We start from the raw sequence: 20,096 nt of genomic DNA on the forward strand, positions 1-20,096 counted from the left end.
CACGAGAGGACGACCGCATGATCGCGCTGACCGCCGCCGACGTCGCCGAGGCGACCGGGGGACGGCTGCACGCCGCCGCCGACACGCCGGTGACCGGGCCCGTCGAGGTGGACTCCCGCCGCGTCGGGGCCGGGAGCCTGTTCGTCGCGCTCCCGGGCGAGCGGGTCGACGGGCACGACTTCGCCCGCGGCGCGGTCGAGGCCGGAGCCACGCTGGTCCTGGCCGCCCGTGAGCTCGAGGGCGTGCCGACGGTCGTGGTCGACGACGTGCAGGCCGCGCTGGGCGACCTCGCCCGCGCCGTCCTGGCGCGCGTGCGCGCCGGGGGCGACCTGCGGGTCGTCGCGGTCACCGGCTCCGTGGGCAAGACGACCACCAAGGACCTGCTGGGCCAGCTCCTGGCCGACCTGCTGCCCGAGGGCGTCGCGCCCGCCGAGGCGCTCGTGGTGCCGACGGGCTCGTTCAACAACGAGGTGGGACTGCCGCTGACCGTCCTGCGGGTCACCGCGGCCACCCGGTACCTCGTCCTGGAGATGGGCGCCGACGGCCCCGGCAACATCGCGTACCTCACCCGTGTCGCGCCGCCCGACGTGGGCGTCGTGCTCGCCGTCGGCGTCGCCCACGTGGGCAAGTTCGGCTCGGTCGAGGCGATCGCGGCGACCAAGGCCGAGATGGTCTCGGGCGTCGTGCCCGCGGGCACCGTCGTGCTCAACGCCGACGACCAGCGGGTCGCGGCGATGGCGTCGCTCGCGACGCCGGAGCACACCGTCACCACCTTCGGCACCATCTCGTCGGCCGACGTGCGCGCCGCGGACGTGGAGGTCGACACCTCCGGCCGGGCCCGGTTCGGCCTCGTCGTCGGCGGAGCGGACGCGACCCCGGTGGAGCTGCGGCTCGTCGGCGCGCACCACGTGAGCAACGCGCTCGCGGCGGCCACCGTCGTCCTCGCCCTCGGGGGCACGGTGGAGGCGGTCGCGGCCGGGCTGTCGCGTGCGACGCCCGTCAGCCCGCACCGGATGGCCGTCACCGAGCGTCCTGACGGCGTGACCGTCGTGGACGACGCGTACAACGCGAACCCGGACTCGATGCGCGCCGCGCTGCGCGCGCTGGCCGTCATGGCCGGTCGGTCGCGCCGGTCGGTCGCCGTGCTCGGCGAGATGCTCGAGCTGGGGGACGGTGCGCGCGCCGCGCACGACGCGATCGGCCGCCTCGTGGTGCGATTGAACGTCAAGCTGCTCGTCGTCGTCGGCGACGGGGCGTACCACATCCACGAGGGAGCCATGCAGGAGGGTTCCTGGGGAGAGGAGTCGGTCTTCGTGCCTGACCTCGACGCCGCGCGCGCGGTGCTCGCCGAGGCGCTCGAGCCCGGCGACGTCGTCCTCGTGAAGTCGTCCCTCGGGTCCGGGCTGTGGGAGCTCGGCGACGAGCTCGCCGCGGGTGGTCCGGCGTCCGCCGAACCCGCCGTGGAGGTCGCCCCGTGATCGCGATCCTGGTCTCGGCCGGCGTCTCCGGGCTCGTCGCGCTCTTCGGGACGCCCCTGTTCATCCGGTTCCTCATCCACCGCAACTACGGCCAGTTCGTCCGCCAGGACGGTCCGACGGCACACTTCACCAAGCGCGGCACCCCGACGATGGGTGGCGTCGTCATCATCGCCGCGGCGCTCGTCGGCGTGGCGGTGTCGATGCTGGTCGCCGGCCGGCCGCCGAGCGCGTCCGCGCTGCTGTGCCTCTACCTGATGACCGGTCTCGGCGTGGTCGGCTTCCTCGACGACTTCACGAAGATCCGCAAGCAGCGGTCGCTGGGCCTGACGCCGAAGGCGAAGATCATCGGCCAGGGCTTCGTCGGGATCAGCTTCGCGGTGCTGGCCCTGCAGTTCCCGAACGCGAACGCCCGGACGCCCGCGTCCACGCGCATCTCGTTCCTGCGGGACACCAACCTCGACCTGGCCTTCGCCGGCGTGACGGTCGGGCTGATCCTCTTCGTGGTCTGGGCGAACTTCCTCATCACGGCCTGGTCCAACGCGGTGAACCTCACCGACGGCCTGGACGGCCTGGCCACCGGCGTGTCGATCATCGTCTTCGGCGCGTACGTCCTCGTGTGCATCTGGCAGCTCAACCAGTCGTGCCAGCGGCTCGCGGCGGCCGGGCCGCGCTGCTACGAGGTGCGCGACCCGCAGGACCTGGCGATCGTCGCCGCGGCGGTGGCGGGCGCCTGCATCGGCTTCCTGTGGTGGAACGCCAGCCCCGCGAAGATCTTCATGGGCGACACCGGGGCGCTCGCCCTCGGCGGCGCCCTGGCCGGCATCTCGATCCTGTCGCGCACGGAGATCCTCGCCGCCATCATCGGCGGGATGTTCGTCATCATCGTGATGTCGGACGTCATCCAGATCGGCTTCTTCAAGATGACCGGCAGGCGCGTGTTCAAGATGGCGCCGCTGCACCACCACTTCGAGCTGTCCGGGTGGGGCGAGGTCACGATCGTCATCCGGTTCTGGCTCATCGCGGGCCTGTTCGCCGCGCTCGGCATGGGCATCTTCTATGCCGAGTGGGTGGCCACGTGACGCAGCCGGTCCCCGCGACCCTGCCGGACGGCGCGCGCGTCGTCGTGGCGGGTCTCGGCGTCACCGGCCGGGCGGTCGTCGAGGCCCTCGCCGGCCGGGCGGGCTCGGTCGTGACGGTCGACGGCCGGGCCGCCGACGCCGACGTGCGCGACGCCGACGACCCGGCGACCGCGGCGCGGCTGGTCGCGGAGGCGGACCTCGTGGTCGCGTCGCCGGGGTGGGCGCCGCGCGCGCCCCTGCTCGCGGCGGCGCGCGCCGCGGGCGTCCCCGTCTGGAGCGAGGTGGAGCTCGCCTGGCGGCTGCGGGTCGACCGCACGCCCGGTCCGGACGGCGCCGGCCCCGAGGAGCGCCGCGGGCCCGCGCCCTGGCTCGCCGTCACGGGCACCAACGGCAAGACGACCACCGTCGAGATGCTCGCGTCGATCCTCGCCGCGGCGGGCCTGCGCGCGGCGGCCGTCGGGAACGTCGGCACCCCTGTCGTCCAGGCCGCCCAGGACCCCTCGCTCGACGTCCTCGCCGTCGAGCTGTCCAGCTTCCAGCTGCACCACACGCTCAGCACGTCGTTCGAGGCGGCCGCGGTGCTCAACGTCGAGGCCGACCACCTCGACTGGCACGGCACGCTCGAGGCGTACGCCGCCGACAAGGGCCGGATCTACACCCGCGCCCAGCGGGCGTGCGTGTACAACCTGGCGGACCCGCGCACCGAGGAGCTCGTGCGCGACGCCGACGTCACCGAGGGCGCGCTCGCCGTCGGGTTCACGCTCGGTGCCCCCGGCCCCGGCCAGCTCGGCGTCGTGGAGGACGTGCTCGTCGACCGCGCCTTCCACGCGGCGCCGGGCGCCCGCGACCGGCAGCGCACCGCTGCCGAGCTGGGCACCCTCGCCGACCTGGCACACCTCGCCCCGGGCCCCGAGGGGAGCGCCGTGCCCGCGCACGTCGTCGCGAACGCGCTGGCCGCGGCCGCGCTCGCCCGCGCCCACGGCGTGTCGCCCGCCGCCGTGCGGGACGGCCTGCGGGCCTTCCGGCCGGGGGCGCACCGCATCGCCCGGGTGCGCGAGCTCGACGGCGTGGCCTGGGTGGACGACTCCAAGGCGACGAACGCGCACGCCGCGGCGGCCTCGCTCGCCGGCTTCCCCGCGGGGACGGTGGTGTGGGTGGCCGGAGGCCTGGCCAAGGGGGCGTCGTTCGACGCGCTGGTCGCGGACCGTGCCGACCGCCTGCGCGCCGCCGTGGTGATCGGCGTCGACCCGGAGCCGATCCGGGGCGCGCTGGGCCGACACGCCCCCGAGGTCCCCGTCGTCGTGGTCGATCCCGGCGACACTGGGTCCGTGATGCGGCGCGCGGTCGCGGCGGCACGGGACCTGGCACGGCCGGGCGACACCGTGCTGCTGGCGCCCGCCGGTGCGTCGCAGGACCAGTTCGCCTCCTACGCCCGGCGCGGGGAGGCGTTCGCCACGGCCGTGGCGGAGCTGTAGGCGGCAGGCAGCCGTCGCAACGCGAGCGAGGGGTGTCGGGATGGCGGTCACGACGGGCACCCGGCGCGGACCCCGCGGGTCCGCGGGCCGGCCGTCGAAGGGCCGGACCCCCGGCCCGTCGAAGGGGGCGTCGAAGAAGTCCGCCGAGCGGCCGTGGCTCGGGCAGTGGAACTCCACCGTCACGAGCTACTACCTGCTGGTCGGCGCCACCGGGCTGCTGCTCGTCATCGGGCTCGTCATGGTGCTCTCCAGCTCGACGGTGACGTCGATCGCGGCGGGGAGCTCGCCGTACGCCGCGTTCCTGGTGCAGGCGCGGTACGCCCTCATGGGGCTGCCGCTCATGCTGATCGCCGCCCGCCTGCCCGTGCGCTGGTACAAGCGGTTCGCCTGGCCCGCCCTGATCGTCGCGCTCGCGCTGCTGGCCGCGGTGGTCCTCTTCGGCGACACGGTGAAGGGCAACCAGAACTGGCTGTCGCTGGGACCGCTGCGGATCCAGCCGTCCGAGCTCGCCAAGCTCGCCCTCGCCGTGTGGCTGGGCGCGGTGCTGGGCCGCAAGCAGCGCCTGCTGGGCAGCTGGACCCAGGCGCTGGTCCCGGGCGCGATCGGCCTCGCCGCGGTGCTCGGGCTCGTCATGATGGGCAACGACCTCGGCACGGCGCTCATCATCGCGCTGCTGGGACTCGGCGCGTACTGGGTCTCGGGCGCCCCGGCGTCGATGCTCGCCGTCGGCGGGGTGGGCGCGGCCCTCGTGGTGGGCTGGGCGTTCATCGTCAACCAGGGGAGCTCCGACCGTCTCACCCGCATCCTCGCGACCTACGGCTCCACCTGCGACGCCGCGAGCGAGTGCTACCAGTCGATCCACGGCCTGTACGGGCTCGCGACGGGAGGGCTGTTCGGCGTCGGGCTCGGCGCCAGCCGCGAGAAGTGGAAGTACCTGCCCGAGGCGCACAATGACTTCATCTTCTCCGTGATCGGGGAGGAGCTCGGCCTGCTCGGGACGCTGCTGGTGCTCGCGCTGTTCGCCGTCCTCGGGGTCGCGATGGCGCGGGTCGTGCGCCGGCACCCGGACCCGTTCGTGAAGATCACCACGGCCGCCGTCGGCTGCTGGGTGGTGGGCCAGGCGTTCGTCAACATCGGCGTGGTCACCGCGGTGCTGCCCGTGATCGGCGTCCCGCTCCCGCTGGTCTCGGCCGGCGGGTCGGCGTTGATCACCACGATGGTGGCCCTCGGCATGGTGATCAGCTTCGCGCGCAGCGAGCCCGGCGCCGCCGAGGCCCTCGCCGCGCGCCGCAGCGTGGTGCGGAGGTCTGTCGCCGTGCTCTCGCGCCGCGGGCGTCGCGGAGGCGGGCAGGGCCGCGGGGACCGCTCCGGCCGATAGGGTCCTGCGTGTGAAGAGCTCTGCAGTCACGTCCGTCGTCCTCGCCGGGGGCGGCACCGCCGGCCACGTCAACCCCCTCCTCGCCGTCGCGGACGAGCTCCGCGCCCGCGAGCCGGAGGCCAGGATCCTCGCCCTCGGCACCACGTCGGGGCTCGAGGCCGACCTCGTCCCGGAGCGCGGCTACCGGCTGTGGCCGATCCCGCGCGTGCCGCTGCCGCGGCGCCCGAGCGTCGACCTGCTGAAGCTGCCCGGCCGGCTCAGCGCCGCCGTGAAGGCGGCGGAGGCCGCGATCGACGAGATCGGTGCCCAGGCGGTCGTCGGGTTCGGCGGGTACGTCTCGACGCCGGCCTACCTCGCCGCCCGGCGCAAGGGCGTCCCGGTGGTCATCCACGAGCAGAACGCGCGCGCCGGCCTGGCCAACAAGCTCGGCGCCCGGTGGGCGGCCCGCATCGGCGCGACGTTCCCCGGCACCCCGCTGCCCGGCGCGCAGGTCGTGGGCCTGCCGCTGCGTGCGGAGATCGCGGACCTCGTCGCCCGCCGCGAGGCGGACCCGGTCGGCGCGCGGGTCGAGGCGGCCGACGCGCTCGGACTCGACCCTGCGCTGCCCACCCTCGTCGTCACGGGCGGCTCCTCGGGCGCCGCCTCGGTCAACGCGGCGCTCGCCGGCGCGGTGGACGCGCTGCTGCGCGCAGGCGTCCAGGTGCTGCACCTCACGGGCAAGGGCAAGGACGGCCCGGTCCGTACCGCCGTCGAGGCCGCCACGGCCGCAGGCGGGCACGAGGCCGCGCGCTACCAGGTGCGCGAGTACCTCTCGGAGATGCAGCTCGCGCTGGCCGTCGCGGACCTCGTCGTCGCGCGCTCGGGGGCGGGCACCGTGTGCGAGCTGGCGGCGCTCGGCGTGCCGGCGGTCTACGTGCCGCTGCCCATCGGCAACGGCGAGCAGCGGCTCAACGCCGCGCCCCTCGTCGAGGCGGGCGGCGGTCTCCTGGTCGACGACGCGGACCTCACCCCCGCGTGGGTCGCCGAGCACGTGCCGGCGCTCCTCGCCGACCGGGCCCGCCTCGAGTCGATGGCGGACGCGGCGCGGGCGACCGGCGTGCGCGACGGCGCCGCCCGCGTGGCGGACCTCGTCGCGGAGGCCGTCGCGGCGGGCGCCGGGTCCCGTGCGGGGGACCCGGCGTGAGCGCCGCGGACGTGCTGCCGGTCGAGGCCCTCGGGCGGGTGCACCTCGTGGGCGTGGGCGGGGCGGGCGTCTCCGTCGTCGCCCGGCTGCTGGCCGCCCGCGGGGCGGACGTGCAGGGCTCGGACGCCGTCGCCGGGCCGGCGCTCGAGGCGCTGCGCGCCGACGGCGTGCGGGTGTGGGTCGGCCACGACGCGGCGCACGTCGTGGGCCCGGACGGCGCGCCGCTGGTCGACACGGTGGTGGTGTCCTCGGCCGTGCGGGAGACCAACCCCGAGCTGGCGGCCGCGCGCGCGGCCGGCGTCCGGGTGCTGCACCGCTCGCAGGCCCTCGCGTCGCTGATGCTGGACCGTCGTGCGGTGGCCGTCGCCGGGGCGCACGGCAAGACCACGACCTCGGCCATGGTGGCGACCGTGCTGCGCGCCTGCGGCGTGGACGCCTCGTTCGCGATCGGCGGGACCGTGCGGGTCCTCGACGCCGACGGCCACGAGAGCGCGGTGCCCGGCGGGCACCTGGGCGCCTCCGACGTGCTGGTCGCGGAGGCGGACGAGTCCGACGGCTCGTTCCTCAACTACGCGCCCTTCGTGGCGGTGGTGACCAACGTGGAGCCCGACCACCTCGACCACTACGGGTCCCAGGAGGCGTTCGAGCGGGCCTTCGAGGAGTTCGCGGGCCGGATCGTCCCGGGCGGCACGCTCGTGGCGTGCGCGGACGACGCCGGGTCGGCGGCGCTCGCGGCCGCGCACCGGGAGGCCGGGCGCGCCGTCGTCACCTACGGCGAGGCGGCGGGCGCGGACGTCCGCGTCAGCGACGTCGTGGTCGGCGCGGGCACGGTGTCCGCGGTCGTGTCGGGAGGCCCGCTCGGGGCGGCCGCGCGCGAGCTGCGGCTCGCCGTCCCCGGCGCGCACAACGCCCTCAACGCGACGGCGGCCGTCGTGACCGCCGTGCTGCTCGGGGCCGACCCCGCCGCGGCGGCCCGCGGCGCGGCGACGTTCGTCGGTACCGGCCGGCGCTTCGAGCCCAAGGGCGAGGCCGACGGCGTCCGGGTCTTCGACAGCTACGACCACCACCCGACCGAGGTGGCCGCGCTGCTGCGGGCCGCGCGCCCGCTGGCGGGGGACGGCCGCATCGTCGTCCTCTTCCAGCCGCACCTGTACTCGCGCACGCGGATCTTCGCCGACCGGTTCGCCGCCGCCCTGGCGCTCGCCGACGAGGTGGTCGTCACGGGGGTGTACCGGGCCCGCGAGGACGTCGACCCGGCGGTCGGCCCGCGGACGATCACCGACCTGCTGGAGCGCACGGCCTCCGGCGGGGGAGTGCGTGCCGTGGAGGACCGGTTCGAGGCGGCGCACGTCGCCTCCGCGCTCGCCCGGCCGGGCGACCTGCTGCTCACGGTGGGCGCGGGCGACGTGACCGAGCTCGGACCCGTGATCCTCGCGGACCTCGCCGCGCGTGGCTCCGGCGTGGCGTCGCCCGCCGGCTCGCCCCGCGACGAGAGCATGGGGTGATGCGACCGCCAGCCCCACCTCGCCCCGGCCCGGGCAAGCGTCCGGCGACGGGCGCGACCCGCTCGGCGTCGTCGCGCCCGGCCCCGGCGACCGCCCCCACGGGTGCGCCGTCGGCCCGCGCGAGCCGCGCACCGCGGACCGCCGCGCGCGGCACGGAGCGGGCCGAGCCGGCGCGGACCCAGGCGACCGCGGTCGTCCCGGCCGGGCTGGAGGTGTCCCCGCGCGTGTCGACCGCGATGGCGGACCGGCTCGCCGAGCGCACGGCGATGCGGCGGCACCGCGCCTGGCGCCGCGTGCTCGCGTGGGTGCTCGCGGTGGTGCTGGTGGTGGGACTGGGCGTGGCCGCCCTGTGGTCCCCGGTCCTGGCGCTCGAGAAGGCGCAGGTCTCGGTCTCGGGCGTGGACCAGTACGTCGACGAGGGGGCGGTCCGCGAGATCGTCGAGGCTCCGGACGGCACGCCCCTGCCGCGGCTCGACACGGTGTCGCTGCGGGAGCAGGTGCTGCGGCTGCGCGGCGTCAAGGACGTGCGCATCGCGCGCTCCTGGCCCCACGGGCTCGCCGTGGAGGTGACGCCGCGGGTCCCGGTGGCGGCGGTGCCCGACGGCGACGGTCTCGCCCTGCTCGACTCCTCGGGCGTCCGCGTGGCGACCCGCGGCTCGGCGCCCCAGGGGCTCCCGCAGGTGGACGTGCCGCTGGACGACGCGCTGGCGCTCCAGGCGGCGCTGCACGTGCTCGCGGCGCTGCCGCCGGGGCTGGCGAAGCAGGTGGAGCAGGTCAGTGCGGACACCCAGGACGCCGTCACGACGGTGCTCGACGACGGCACCACGGTCGTGTGGGGCGGGAGCTCGAGGCTGGCCCTCAAGGTCGAGGCGGTGCGCACCGTGCGCAAGCTGGACGACGGCGCGCGCACCATCGACGTGTCGTCGCCCGAGCTGCCGGTGACCCGGTGAGCCGGGCCGTCCCGGGCGCAAGCACCGGGCGCGCGCGACACGCCGGGAGACGTCCGGCGCCGCGCCCGACGCGGCGCCTACCGTCGATCGCAGCAGCAACCTGACATAACTCTAACCCTCAACTCGAACCTTAAGGTTAGACCCTGGCGGGGTCGACGAGGGGGAGCGAGGACCGGACGTCGGGACAAGGAACGACCCGAGAGGCAACGACGTGGCAACTCCGCAGAACTACCTGGCAGTGATCAAGGTGGTCGGTATCGGCGGTGGCGGCGTGAACGCCGTGAACCGCATGATCGAGGTCGGGCTCAAGGGTGTCGAGTTCATCGCCATCAACACCGACGCACAGGCGCTGCTGATGTCGGACGCCGACGTCAAGCTCGACGTCGGTCGCGAGCTCACGCGCGGCCTGGGCGCCGGCGCCGACCCCGAGGTCGGCAAGAAGGCGGCCGAGGACCACGCCGAGGAGATCGAGGACGTCCTGCGCGGCGCCGACATGGTCTTCGTGACGGCGGGCGAGGGCGGCGGTACCGGCACGGGCGGCGCCCCCGTGGTGGCGCGCATCGCCCGCGCGCTCGGCGCGCTGACGGTGGGTGTCGTCACGCGGCCGTTCACGTTCGAGGGCCGTCGCCGGTCCGTGCAGGCCGAGCAGGGGATCGAGGCGCTCCGCGAGGAGGTCGACACCCTGATCGTCATCCCGAACGACCGGCTCCTGTCGATGTCGGACCGGAACGTCTCCGCGATCGCGGCGTTCCACTCCGCCGACCAGGTGCTGCACTCCGGCGTCCAGGGCATCACGGACCTCATCACGACCCCGGGCCTCATCAACCTCGACTTCGCGGACGTGAAGTCCGTGATGCAGGGGGCGGGGTCCGCGCTGATGGGCATCGGTTCGGCGAGGGGCGAGGACCGCGCGGTGCAGGCCGCCGAGCTCGCGATCTCGTCGCCGCTGCTCGAGGCCTCCATCGACGGCGCCCACGGCGTCCTGCTGTCGATCCAGGGCGGCAGCGACATCGGCCTCTTCGAGGTGCACGAGGCCGCGCGCCTGGTCCAGGAGGCCGCGCACTCCGAGGCCAACATCATCTTCGGCACCGTCATCGACGACGCGCTGGGCGACGAGGTGCGGGTGACCGTCATCGCCGCCGGGTTCGACGGCGGCGTGCCCCAGGCGCGCAAGGACGGTCGCGGCCTCGGCCAGATCGCCGGCGCGTCCGCCAAGCCGGCCACGTCGGCCGACGGGACGCCGGCCACCGCGCCCGTGCCGCCGCCCGGCGTGCAGACGGCGCCGCCGCGCCCGCCGCAGCCCGCCACCCAGTCGGTGCCGGCGGCGAGCGTCCAGCCCCGGCCGATCCCGGCCGAGCCCGACGACGTCCCCGTGAGCCTCGACGCGCCGCCGGCCCCGCCGGTGAGCGCGCGGCCGGCGGACGGGCGTCGTCCCTTCACGGTGGTGGAGGACGCCGAGGGCGAGGGCGTCACGGTGGAGCGCCCCGTCGAGGTGCCGCGGCTGTTCGAGGAGCCGCGCCGCCCTGCCGAGGAGCTCGACGTGCCCGACTTCCTCAAGTGAGCGCGGAGTGAGCGGGACGGTCGGCTGGGCCCAGGAGGCGTTGTTGCCGGCGCAGTTCGGCGCAGGGTTGCTGCGGGTGGACCTCGGGGAGGGCGTCGTGGCGGGCTTCACCACGCGCCACGGCGGGGTGTCGCCCGCCCCGTGGTCCTCGCTCGACCTGGGTACGTCGACCGGCGACGACCCGGTCCGGGTGCGGGAGAACCGTGCCCGGCTCGGGGAGTGGGTCGGCGCGCCGGTGGCCTTCGTCGCGCAGGTGCACGGCGACCGCGTGCTCGACCTCGGCGCCGCGGAGCTCGCGGAGTGGTCCTCGGCCGAGCCCCCGGGGGCGGCGGGCGAGGCCGACGCGATGGTCACCGCGGAGCAGGGGCTCGCGCTCGGGGTGCTCGTGGCGGACTGCGTCCCGGTCGTGCTCGCCGACCCGGTGGCCCGCGTGGCCGCCGTCGCGCACGCGGGGCGCAAGGGCGTCGCCGTCGGCGTGGTCCACCGGGTCCTCGACGGGATGCTCGCGCGCGGCGCCCGCGTCGAGGACGTGCGCGCCGCCGTCGGTCCGGCGGTCTGCGGCACCTGCTACGAGGTGCCGGCCGAGATGCGTGCCGAGGTGGCCGACGTCGTCCCCGAGACGTGGTCGACCACCGGGGCGGGCACGCCCGCGCTCGACCTCCCCGCCGGTGTGCTGGCCCAGCTGTCCGCGCGAGGGGTCGACGCGACCCGGGTGGACCGGTGCACGCTCACCGACACCGACCTCTACTCCCACCGTCGCGCGACCGCCCAGGGCACGACGACGGGCCGGCAGGCCGGGGTCGTCGTCCTGATCTGACGTGGCGCGAGGAAGACACGCCCTGCGAGCGCGACACACCGGCGTGTCGTGCGCCGATGCCGCTGTGGGCGTGGTTAACGTCGTGACACCGTCCGGGACGGAGGGCGGGACGTGGCGACGAACGGAGCAAGGCGATGGGCGGAGCGCTTCGCAAGACGATGCTGTACCTGGGGCTCGCCGACGACCAGGGGGAGTCGGAGGAGTACCTCGACGAGTACGAGGAGCTGGAGGCACCGGTGCGTGACCGTGACGACTACCAGGCGCAGGTCACCCCGCTGCACCGCGGCGGGGCGAACGAGTCGGTGATCGCCTCCGACCTGCGGCGCATCACGACGATCCACCCGCGCTCGTACAACGACGCCCGCACCATCGGTGAGGCGTTCCGCGGCGGCACCCCGGTGATCATGAACCTGTCGGACATGGACGACGCGGACGCCAAGCGTCTCGTCGACTTCTCCGCGGGCCTCATCTTCGGTCTCCGCGGCTCGATCGAGCGCGTGACCAACAAGGTCTTCCTGCTCTCGCCGGAGCACGTCGAGATCTCCGGCGAGGAGCCGCCGCCGCCGGAGAAGCCGACCGGCCGCGGGGCCTTCTACAACCAGAGCTGATCGCTCGAGCCGGTCGACAGGCCGGCCGCCCACCGATCGCGCCGACGGATCCGTCCGCCGCAGGGCCGGGGCTTTCTGCCCCGGCCCTGCCGCGTGCTCGGGTAGGTTCGTCCCGTGAACGCAGTGTTTACCCTCATCGGCTTCCTCCTCGGCCTGTTCCTGCTCTGCCTCGTCGTGCGCCTGGTGTTCGACTGGGTGCAGTTCTTCGCCCGCGACTGGCGGCCCCGCGGGGTCATGCTGGTCATCGCGGAGGCCGTGTACACGGTCACCGACCCGCCGCTGCGGGCGCTGCGGCGCGTGATCCCGCCCCTGACGCTCGGTCAGGTGCGCCTGGACCTCGCGTTCCTCATCCTGTTCATCGGGACGTCGATCCTCCAGCAGCTGTTCCTCAACCTGGGTCGGTGACGCTCACCACGGCGCTGACGTGTGAAGACGTCGTGTGGGCGGGACGACCCGACCTCCCCGGACGAGTCGCCCGGCAACGTGTCCGCTACCGTGGTCACCCAGACGGCCCGCGACCCGGGTCTCCGACGATCCTGCAAGACGATGAGGTGAGACGATGGCGCTGCTGACGGCAGAGGACATCCTGAACAAGAAGTTCGCCGCGACCAAGTTCCGCGAGGGCTACGACGTCGAAGAGGTGGACGACTTCCTCGACGAGGTCGTGCGGACCCTGACGGCAGTGCAGGAGGAGAACGACGACCTTCGCTCCAAGCTCACCGCGGCGGAGCACCGGGTCGCCGAGCTGAGCCGCTCGGACGCGGCCCAGCAGTCGCAGCCCACGCCGACGCCGGCCCCCACGCCGGCGCCCGCGCCGGCCCCCGCTGCGGCGAAGCAGCAGCCGGCGGAGCCGGAGTCCGCGACCGGCATGCTCCAGCTGGCCCAGAAGCTGCACGACGACTACGTGCGTTCGGGCCAGGAGGAGGGCGACCGCCTCATCTCGGAGGCCAAGTCCGAGGGCACGCGCATCGTCCGCGAGGCGGAGGAGACGAGCCACCGCACGCTGTCCCAGCTCGAGCAGGAGCGGTCGCTCCTCGAGCGCAAGATCGACGAGCTGCGCCTCTTCGAGCGCGACTACCGCACGCGCCTCAAGAGCTTCCTGCAGAACCTGCTGGGCGACCTCGACGCCCGGGGCTCGGCCCTGCCGCCGCAGCGGCAGAACGCCGCGGCCGGCCGCGGCTCGGAGCTCTGAGCGGGGGGCCGTCACCCCGCGCACCCCGCTCCCTCGTCCTAGCCTCTCGCCGAGCGGTCCGCACGACTCACGCGCCACCCCGCGCGTGCTGTTGTGCGGGCCGCTCGGCGCACTTACGCTGCGGTGACTCGTCGTCGACGCACCACGGAAAGGGCACCGATGGCCAAGCTCTCGACCACCACTCGCGCGGCACTGCGCGAGAACTTCCCGCACCTCTCGCGGGACGTGAAGTCGTTCCCGGTCCGCGAGGGCGAGGAGCCCTGGACCCTGCACGAGGTGGAGGAGCTCGCGGCCTTCCTGCTCGAGGACAAGGAGCGCCTCGAGCGCGAGCTCGCCGTCGCCGACCAGGAGCTGTCCGACCTGCTGCGCAACTCCGGCGACGGGGCGGGCGACGACCAGGCCGACTACGGCTCGAGCGCCCTCGAGCGTGAGCAGGAGCTCACTCTGGTCAACAACATGCGGGACCTCCTGGCGCAGACGGCGCACGCCGTCGACCGCATCCGCAAGGGCACCTACGCCACCTGCGAGATCACGGGGCTGCCCATCGGCAAGGCCCGCCTCCAGGCCTTCCCGCGCGCGACGCTGTCCGTCGAGGCGAAGGCGCGCGAGGAGCGGCGCTGACCCTGCTCGCGTCCGGCGGCGCCGGTTCGGCGCCGCCGGTCCTGCGGCGGGCGCCGTCCGCCTAGACTGGCCGACGATGTCGACCACGCCCGCCGGCTCCGCCCCGGCCCCCGAGCCCGCGCCCCGCGACGGCGCCCCCGAGCAGCCCGTGACGGGCGCGCCCGCCGACGCCGCCCCCGAGAGCGCGTCGACCGAGCCGGAGGCGGACGTCGCGCCCGTGCCGGCCGAGCGCCGTCGCCGCCTCATCACCTGGACTTTCGTCCTGGCCGCGCTCGTGCTGCTGGTGGACCAGCTCACCAAGTGGTGGGCGGAGTCCGCGCTGGTGCTCGGCGGCGAGCCGAAGCCGCTGGTCGGAGAGCTGCTGCAGCTGCGGCTGATCTACAACCCGGGCGCGGCCCTGTCGATCGCGACGGGGATGACGTGGGTGCTCACGATCGTCGTGGTCGTGGTCGTCGTGGTGATCCTGCGAGCGATCCGGCGGATCGGCTCGGTGGGCTGGGCCGTCGCGCTGGGCCTGCTGCTCGGCGGCGCGGTGGGCAACCTCGGCGACCGCTTCTTCCGCGAGCCGGGCTTCGCGCGCGGGTACGTGGTCGACTTCATCGACTACGGCGTCTTCGTCGGCAACGTGGCAGACATCGCCATCGTCGCGGCGGCGGCGCTCATCGTCATCCTGTCGTTCCGCGGGATCGGCCTCGACGGCCGCCGGCACGTCGACGAGGGGCGCTGAGGAGTGTCCACGCGCACGCTGCCCGTCCCGGACGGGCTCGCCGGCGAGCGGGTCGACGCGGCCCTCGCGCGGATGCTCGGCTTCTCGCGCACCCAGGCGGCCGACCTCGCGGCGTCGGGCGCCGTGCTGCTCGACGGGCGGGAGGTCGGCAAGTCCGACCGCGTGGTCGCCGGCGGCTGGCTCGAGGTGACGGTCCCGGAGGCCCGCGCGGCGACGCCGGCCGTGGTCGCGGAGCCCGTGCCCGGCATGTCCATCGCGTACGAGGACGACGACGTGGTCGTCGTCGACAAGCCGGTCGGCGTCGCGGCGCACCCGTCGCCCGGCTGGACCGGGCCCACCGTCGTGGGCGCGCTCGCCGCGGCCGGCTACCGGATCGCGACGTCCGGCGCCGCCGAGCGCCAGGGCATCGTGCACCGGCTCGACGTCGGCACGTCGGGGCTCATGGCCGTCGCCAAGAGTGAGGCCGCGTACACCGGGCTCAAGCGGGCGTTCAAGGAGCGCACGGTCGAGAAGGTCTATCACGCGCTCGCGCAGGGCCACCCCGAGCCGACCACCGGGACGATCGACGCACCCATCGGCCGCCACCCCAGCGCCGACTACAAGTTCGCCGTCGTGGCGGACGGCAAGCACTCGGTGACGCACTACGAGGTGCTCGAGATGCTGCCCTCCGCGTCGCTCGTCGAGGTGCACCTCGAGACCGGGCGCACGCACCAGATCCGGGTGCACTTCCAGGCCGTGCGGCACCCGCTCGTGGGCGACCTCACCTACGGGGCGGACCCGGTGCTCGCCTCGAAGGTCGGGCTGGAGCGCCAGTGGCTGCACGCCGTGCGGCTCGGTTTCGAGCACCCGCTCACCGGCCGCTGGGTGGAGGTCACCAGCGAGTACCCCGACGACCTGGCGCACGCGCTCGAGGTCGTCCGCGGGGCGTACCGGTAGGTACCCCGGTGCGCGACCTGCCGGTCTGGGCCGACCTGCTCCTGGGGCTCGTCGTCGCCGTGCTCGCCCTGTGGGGCGTGCTGTTCGTCGGACTGCTCGTCGTGCGCCGGCGCACCGGCCGCGGCTCGCTGCGCGGCGCGGTACGGCTGCTGCCGGACGTCCTGCGCCTGGTCCGGCGGCTCGCGGTGGACCGGACCCTCACCCGCCGCGTGCGGGCGCTGGTCGCGGTGCTGCTCGCCTACCTCGCGATGCCGTTCGACATCGTGCCCGACGTGATCCCCGTGCTGGGCTGGGCCGACGACGTCGTCGTGGTCGTGCTCGTCCTCCGGGCGGTGGTGCGCAGCGCCGGGCCCGACGTCGTGCGCCGCCACTGGCCGGGCACGGAGGACGGGCTGCGCGTGCTGCGCCTCCTCGTGCGCTGGTGACACCGGTGTGAGGCGGCTCTCGGCGCGTGCGTCCGGGGGCGTCGGTGGCGCCTCCTAGACTCGTCGACATGCCGGCCGAGACTGACGACTTCGTCCATCTGCACGTCCACACCGAGTACTCGATGCTCGACGGCGCGGCGCGGATGAACGAGCTGTTCAGCGAGGTGCAGCGCCTGGGCCAGAAGGCCATCGCGATCACCGACCACGGCTACCTGTTCGGCGCCTTCGACTTCTGGAGCACCGCGCAGAAGTACGGCGTGAAGCCGATCATCGGCGTCGAGGCCTACGTCACGCCCGGCACCAGCCGCAAGGACCGCACCAAGGTGCTGTGGGGCGAGCAGCACCAGCGGCGCGACGACGTCTCCGCGGGCGGCGCGTACACGCACATGACCCTGTGGGCGCGGGACAACGAGGGGATGCACAACCTCTTCCGCGCGTCGTCGCTCGCGTCCCTGGACGGCCAGATGGGCAAGTGGCCGCGCATGGACCGGGAGCTGCTCGAGACCTACGGCAAGGGCCTCATGGGCACCTCCGGCTGCCCGTCGGGCGAGGTGCAGACGCGCCTGCGGCTGGGCCAGTGGGACGAGGCCGTGCGGGCTGCGGGCGAGCTGCAGGACATCCTGGGCAAGGAGAACTTCTTCGTCGAGCTGATGGACCACGGGATCGACATCGAGTCCCGGGTGACGAAGGACCTGCTGCGGCTGGCGGAGACGATCGACGCGCCGCTGGTGGCCACGAACGACCTGCACTACACGAAGCAGGAGGACGCGCACTCCCACGAGGTCCTGCTCGCGGTGAACTCGGGGTCGACGCTCGACGAGCCGACCTACGACCAGGGCGGCAGCCGGTTCGCGTTCAGCGGCGACACGTTCTACGTGCGCTCGGGCGCGGAGATGCGCCGGCTGTTCTCCGAGCACCCGGAGGCGGTCGACAACACGCTGCTCATCGCGGAGCGCTGCGACGTCTCGTTCGACACCAAGGCGAACTACATGCCGCGGTTCCCCGTGCCCGAGGGGGAGGACGAGGTCAGCTGGTTCGTCAAGGAGGTCGAGGCGGGCCTGCGCCGCCGCTACCCGGACGGCATCGGCGACGACGTCCGCAAGCAGGCGAACTACGAGGTCGAGGTCATCATCCAGATGGGCTTCCCGGGGTACTTCCTCGTGGTGGCCGACTTCATCAACTGGGCCAAGGACCAGGGCATCCGCGTGGGGCCGGGCCGTGGCTCGGCGGCGGGCTCGATGGTGTCCTACGTCATGGGCATCACGGAGCTCGACCCGCTCAAGCACGGCCTGATCTTCGAGCGCTTCCTCAACCCGGAGCGCATCTCGATGCCCGACGTCGACGTGGACTTCGACGAGCGCCGGCGCGCCGAGGTCATCCGGTACGTCACCGAGAAGTACGGCGACGACCGCGTGGCCATGATCGTCACCTACGGCTCGATCAAGGCGAAGCAGGCGCTCAAGGACGGGTCCCGCGTGCTGGGCTTCCCCTTCGCGATGGGGGAGAAGCTCACCAAGGCGATGCCGCCGGCCGTGATGGGCAAGGACATCCCGCTGTCCGGGATCTTCGACCCGAAGCACGAGCGGTACGCCGAGGCCGCCGAGTTCCGCGCCGTGCACGACGCCGACCCCGAGGCGCAGCGCGTCGTCGAGACGGCGCGCGGCATCGAGGGCCTGAAGCGTCAGTGGGGCGTGCACGCCGCGGGCGTCATCATGTCCAGCCACCCGCTGATCGACATCATCCCGATCATGCGGCGCCCGCAGGACGGCGCGGTCATCACGCAGTTCGACTACCCGACGTCCGAGGGCCTCGGCCTCATCAAGATGGACTTCCTGGGCCTGCGCAACCTCACGATCCTCGACGACGCGCTCGAGAACATCGTGATGAACGGCAAGGACCCGGTGGCGATCGAGACGGTCGAGCTCGACGACAAGCCCACCTACGACCTGCTGGCCCGCGGCGACACGCTCGGCGTGTTCCAGCTCGACGGCGGCGCGATGCGCTCGCTGCTGCGCCAGATGCGGCCCGACAACTTCGAGGACGTCTCCGCCGTCATCGCCCTGTACCGGCCGGGGCCGATGGGCATGAACTCGCACATCAACTACGCGCTGCGCAAGAACGGCATGCAGAAGATCGAGCCGATCCACCCCGAGCTGGAGGAGCCGCTCGCGGAGGTGCTCGGCGAGACCTACGGCCTCATCGTCTACCAGGAGCAGGTGCAGCGCGCCGCGCAGATCCTCGCCGGCTACTCGCTCGGCCAGGCCGACCTGCTGCGCCGCGCGATGGGCAAGAAGAAGAAGGAGATCCTCGACAAGGAGTTCGTCCCGTTCCAGGCGGGCTGCCGGGAGCGCGGCTACTCCGACGCGGCGATCCAGGCGGTGTGGGACGTGCTCGTCCCGTTCGCCGGGTACGCGTTCAACAAGGCGCACTCCGCCGGCTACGGCGTGGTCTCCTACTGGACGGCCTACCTCAAGGCGAACTACCCGACCGAGTACATGGCCGGCCTGCTCCAGAGCGTGCGGGACGACAAGGACAAGATGGCGCTCTACCTGGGCGAGTGCCGTCGCATGCACATCACGGTGCTGCCGCCCGACGTCAACGACTCCGCGGCCAAGTTCACCGCCGTGGGGAAGGACATCCGGTTCGGCCTCACGGCGATCCGCAACGTCGGCGCCAACGTGGTGGACGCGATCATCGCCGCCCGCGAGGAGAAGGGCGCCTTCACCTCGTTCACGGACTTCCTCGACAAGGTGCCCGCCGTCGTCTGCAACAAGCGGACCATCGAGTCGCTCATCAAGGCGGGCGCGTTCGACTCGCTCGGGCACCCGCGACGTGCGCTGCTCGTGGTGCACGAGCAGGCGGTGGACTCGGTCATCTCGGTCAAGCGCAAGGAGGCGGAGGGCCAGTTCGACCTCTTCGCCGGCTTCGGCGGCGCGGACGACGACGCGGCGATGACGTTCGCCGTCGACGTCCCGGACCTGCCGGACTGGGACAAGAAGCAGCGGCTCGCGTTCGAGCGGGAGATGCTCGGCCTGTACGTGTCCGACCACCCGCTGTCCGGGCTGGAGCACGTGCTCGCGCGCGCGGCGGACACCTCGATCGCCGCCCTGATGGCCGACGAGGGTCGCCCGGACGGGTCCACCGTCACGGTGGCCGGCCTGCTCACCAGCGTGCAGCGCAAGATGAGCAAGAACGGCAACCCGTGGGCCGCGGTCACGGTCGAGGACCTCGAGGGCGGCGTCGAGGTGATGTTCTTCGGCGAGACGTACCTGGCCTACTCGACGATCCTCGCGGAGGACCAGGTGGTCACGCTGCGCGGTCGCGTGCGGCGCCGCGACGACCAGATGCAGCTGCAGGCCATGGAGGTGTCGCTGCCCGACACGTCCGCCGTGGCCGACGCGCCCGTCCTGGTGACCGTGCCGCACACGCGGTGCGTCGAGCCGGTCATGGCGCGGCTGCGCGAGGTGCTCGCCTCGCACCCGGGCTCGGCGGAGGTGCACGTGAGCGTCGCGGAGCCGGGCAAGCGCACGATCGTCCGGGCCGCCGACACGCTGCGGGTGGAGAAGTCGCCCGCGCTGTTCGGCGACCTGAAGGCTCTCCTCGGCCCGGCGTGCCTCTCGTGACCGGGTCCGCTCCCGCGACGGCGGGCTGGGACGACGGCTCCGCCGACCACCGCTTCCGGGTGGTGCCCGCGGCCTACCTGTACCTGCGCCGGGAGGGGCAGGTCCTGCTGCAGCTGCGCCAGGGCACGGGCTTCATGGACGGGCACTGGGCCGCCGCGGCGGCCGGGCACGTCGAGGCGGGGGAGTCCGTGCAGGAGGCGGCCGTGCGGGAGGCCCGGGAGGAGCTCGGCGTCGTCGTCGACGCCGCGGACCTGGTCCCCGTCACGACGATGCATCGCGGGCAGCCCGGCGGGCCGGCCCTGGAGCAGCGGGTCGACTTCTTCTTCACCGCCACCCGGTGGTCGGGCAGCCCGGAGATCCGGGAGCCGGGCAAGGTCGCGGACCTGCGGTGGTTCCCGTTCGTGACGCTGCCCGACCCGGTGGTGCCGCACGAGCTGACCGTGCTGCGCGCCCTGCACGACGAGGGCAGGCACGGCACCCGGGTGCCGCCGATCCTCTCCGACGGGTTCTGACGGGCGGCGACGGGCGCTGACGCCGC

18 protein-coding genes are annotated in these 20,096 nt (G+C 74.1%); all 18 read left to right on the plus strand.

The features are described from left to right. Positions 1 to 17 precede the first annotated feature (17 nt). The 18 genes from murF (at position 18) to ACFU5J_RS17165 (ending at position 20,070) form a co-directional block, all read left to right on the plus strand. Entirely contained in the window at positions 18 to 1,478 is a 1,461-nt protein-coding gene (gene murF / locus ACFU5J_RS17080) for a UDP-N-acetylmuramoyl-tripeptide--D-alanyl-D-alanine ligase (protein ID WP_430575248.1), read from the plus strand. Next, the gene (mraY, locus tag ACFU5J_RS17085; protein ID WP_430575249.1) at positions 1,475 to 2,557 is read left to right on the plus strand and encodes a phospho-N-acetylmuramoyl-pentapeptide-transferase; all 1,083 of its coding nucleotides are present in this window, start codon (positions 1,475 to 1,477) and stop codon (positions 2,555 to 2,557) included. Before murF ends, mraY begins: the two co-directional genes overlap by 4 nt. Further along, a complete protein-coding gene (gene murD, locus ACFU5J_RS17090) occupies positions 2,554 to 4,032 on the plus strand; it encodes a UDP-N-acetylmuramoyl-L-alanine--D-glutamate ligase (protein WP_430575250.1) in 1,479 nt (492 codons plus the stop codon). The genes mraY and murD overlap by 4 nt, the downstream gene beginning before the upstream one ends. A 40-nt stretch (positions 4,033 to 4,072) precedes the next feature. Next, positions 4,073 to 5,410: a putative lipid II flippase FtsW gene (gene ftsW, locus ACFU5J_RS17095; protein WP_430579532.1), complete on the plus strand. Its 1,338-nt coding sequence runs from the start codon at positions 4,073 to 4,075 to the stop codon at positions 5,408 to 5,410. A gap of 10 nt (positions 5,411 to 5,420) precedes the next feature. Then, on the plus strand, positions 5,421 to 6,593 hold the full coding sequence (murG, locus tag ACFU5J_RS17100) for an undecaprenyldiphospho-muramoylpentapeptide beta-N-acetylglucosaminyltransferase (RefSeq protein ID WP_430575252.1): 1,173 nt from the start codon (positions 5,421 to 5,423) through the stop codon (positions 6,591 to 6,593). Beyond that, a complete protein-coding gene (murC, locus tag ACFU5J_RS17105) occupies positions 6,590 to 8,098 on the plus strand; it encodes a UDP-N-acetylmuramate--L-alanine ligase (RefSeq protein WP_430579533.1) in 1,509 nt (502 codons plus the stop codon). The genes murG and murC overlap by 4 nt, the downstream gene beginning before the upstream one ends. Then, entirely contained in the window at positions 8,098 to 9,048 is a 951-nt protein-coding gene (locus ACFU5J_RS17110) for a cell division protein FtsQ/DivIB (RefSeq protein WP_430579534.1), read from the plus strand. Before murC ends, ACFU5J_RS17110 begins: the two co-directional genes overlap by 1 nt. Positions 9,049 to 9,259: 211 nt before the next feature. Next, positions 9,260 to 10,609 carry a cell division protein FtsZ gene (gene ftsZ / locus ACFU5J_RS17115; protein WP_430575255.1) on the plus strand — a complete coding sequence of 450 codons (1,350 nt, stop codon included), beginning with the start codon at positions 9,260 to 9,262 and terminating at the stop codon, positions 10,607 to 10,609. A 7-nt stretch (positions 10,610 to 10,616) separates the two neighbouring features. Further along, the gene (locus ACFU5J_RS17120; RefSeq protein WP_430579535.1) at positions 10,617 to 11,426 is read left to right on the plus strand and encodes a polyphenol oxidase family protein; all 810 of its coding nucleotides are present in this window, start codon (positions 10,617 to 10,619) and stop codon (positions 11,424 to 11,426) included. Between the two features lie 134 nt (positions 11,427 to 11,560). Next, positions 11,561 to 12,034 (plus strand): cell division protein SepF, encoded by a 474-nt coding sequence (locus tag ACFU5J_RS17125; protein ID WP_430579536.1) that lies wholly within the window; start codon positions 11,561 to 11,563, stop codon positions 12,032 to 12,034. Between the two features lie 114 nt (positions 12,035 to 12,148). Next, a complete protein-coding gene (locus tag ACFU5J_RS17130; protein WP_430579537.1) occupies positions 12,149 to 12,439 on the plus strand; it encodes a YggT family protein in 291 nt (96 codons plus the stop codon). 154 nt (positions 12,440 to 12,593) lie between these two features. Continuing rightward, a complete protein-coding gene (locus tag ACFU5J_RS17135) occupies positions 12,594 to 13,226 on the plus strand; it encodes a DivIVA domain-containing protein (protein WP_430575259.1) in 633 nt (210 codons plus the stop codon). A gap of 159 nt (positions 13,227 to 13,385) precedes the next feature. Continuing rightward, positions 13,386 to 13,847 carry a TraR/DksA family transcriptional regulator gene (locus ACFU5J_RS17140; RefSeq protein ID WP_430575260.1) on the plus strand — a complete coding sequence of 154 codons (462 nt, stop codon included), beginning with the start codon at positions 13,386 to 13,388 and terminating at the stop codon, positions 13,845 to 13,847. Between the two features lie 76 nt (positions 13,848 to 13,923). Beyond that, entirely contained in the window at positions 13,924 to 14,574 is a 651-nt protein-coding gene (locus ACFU5J_RS17145) for a signal peptidase II (RefSeq protein WP_430579538.1), read from the plus strand. A 3-nt stretch (positions 14,575 to 14,577) separates the two neighbouring features. Further along, positions 14,578 to 15,510 carry an RluA family pseudouridine synthase gene (locus ACFU5J_RS17150; RefSeq protein ID WP_430575262.1) on the plus strand — a complete coding sequence of 311 codons (933 nt, stop codon included), beginning with the start codon at positions 14,578 to 14,580 and terminating at the stop codon, positions 15,508 to 15,510. A gap of 8 nt (positions 15,511 to 15,518) precedes the next feature. Further along, the gene (locus tag ACFU5J_RS17155) at positions 15,519 to 15,935 is read left to right on the plus strand and encodes a YkvA family protein (RefSeq protein WP_430575263.1); all 417 of its coding nucleotides are present in this window, start codon (positions 15,519 to 15,521) and stop codon (positions 15,933 to 15,935) included. A 68-nt stretch (positions 15,936 to 16,003) separates the two neighbouring features. Further along, on the plus strand, positions 16,004 to 19,558 hold the full coding sequence (gene dnaE, locus ACFU5J_RS17160; protein WP_430579539.1) for a DNA polymerase III subunit alpha: 3,555 nt from the start codon (positions 16,004 to 16,006) through the stop codon (positions 19,556 to 19,558). Further along, entirely contained in the window at positions 19,555 to 20,070 is a 516-nt protein-coding gene (locus ACFU5J_RS17165; protein WP_430579540.1) for an NUDIX domain-containing protein, read from the plus strand. The genes dnaE and ACFU5J_RS17165 overlap by 4 nt, the downstream gene beginning before the upstream one ends. Positions 20,071 to 20,096: the final 26 nt, after the last annotated feature.

Source organism: Isoptericola sp. NPDC057559, from assembly GCF_042801555.1.
Lineage (GTDB): Bacteria > Actinomycetota > Actinomycetes > Actinomycetales > Cellulomonadaceae > Isoptericola.